Origin of the sequence: Vibrio sp. M250220 (assembly GCF_036533795.1) — a bacterium.
Classification (GTDB): Bacteria; Pseudomonadota; Gammaproteobacteria; order Enterobacterales; family Vibrionaceae; genus Vibrio.
In genome coordinates, this window is sequence record NZ_JATABI010000130.1 from 1 (window position 1) to 1,412 (window position 1,412).

Here is a 1,412-nt window from a genome sequence, read left to right on the forward strand (position 1 = left end):
GCGGGTGCCAAAGGCGATAAAGGCGACAAAGGTGATACTGGAGCAACGGGCCCACAAGGTCCAGCGGGCCCACAAGGTCCTAAAGGTGATACCGGAGCAACGGGTCCAGAAGGTCCTAAAGGTGACACTGGAGCAACGGGTCCAGAAGGTCCTAAAGGTGACCAGGGTCCAGAAGGACCAACGGGTCCACAGGGTCCATCGGGTCCAGTCGATAATTTGGGCGATCATACAATGGTTCAAGATTTATATACAAATGGTCAGCGTATTAAGCATCGAGAATCAAGTGAATCCTATATAACTTTATCTGATAATTCTATTAGACTAAATGGACAAAAAACATACTTAGAAGGTGACGAAAATTATATATATAACGACGTAATATTTCCTGGCTACGTTGGTAAGGGCACGGATCAGCTTTATATCGACCAAAATGGATATTTGAGGGGGAAATCAGATTTGATTAATACAACAGGACCTTCAACAGTAATCGAGAAAACATACGATGATTATAACCAATCACACGCCTGGGTGTTTTCACCTGAAAATAACGAATTTACGCTACCAAGAACAGCTACGTTTGAATTTTCATTTGATATGTACGGAGCAAACTGTAATAACTTTATAAATAACAATAGAAATTGGAGTGTGATTCAAGGAAACGTTACAGCTAATCGCTTAACCGCAATGGAATTGGTTCGTACAAGCTTGAAACCTCAATATATTAGCATCACCACTTGGTTACATCCTGATGAACAAATAGAGTATACAGCAATACGACTTCGACATGCTGCCCTATGTGGTATTCCCCCTGATGCATACTTATATTATGATGAGAATGAAGGGTTATTTAAGCTATATGAGATAGACAGCCGATATTCTGCTTCCTTCAGATACTTTAAATTTGAGAAATTTCAAATCTATCCTAATTAATGTATATGGCCGTGATGGTATTACACATGCTAAGTTCAGAATTTAGTTATGAAACGTTAATTATTATTTGACAAACGTCATTTTTGTTTTAAGTGAACGACCAATTAGTGATGAGTTTTGTACGTAGTATGTCTGTTAATTAGGAGGGATAATGAAATACTCATGCATTTTAATGGCTCAAGTTATACTTTTTTTTATAGTTGGTTGTAATTACAAAGAAATTGATGGAAGTGATAATGAATTAAATGGAGAGATAATTTCCAATAGCTATAAGATTACAGAGGTAGGTAAGTTCGAAGACATATTTTCTATTTCGGATAACATAGATAAGAGCTCATTAACGATGCAGTCGAAAAGTGATAGTTGTCAACCTCTAACAATATCGGAAAATAGAGTTTTGTCATATTCTGGTAGTAGTTCTATATGTGAATACGTATTGGAGTATAAGAGAGGAATCTCAGAAAATGGATTAAGATCTTACC

1 protein-coding gene and 1 pseudogene are annotated in these 1,412 nt (G+C 37.2%); both read left to right on the plus strand.

The features are described 5' to 3' along the window. Positions 1–930 (plus strand): annotated as a pseudogene (locus QTN94_RS19870) (hypothetical protein); the annotation flags it as partial. Between the two features lie 151 nt (positions 931–1,081). Further along, on the plus strand, positions 1,082–1,412 hold a 331-nt coding region (locus QTN94_RS19875), incomplete at its 3' end, for a hypothetical protein (protein WP_331428636.1).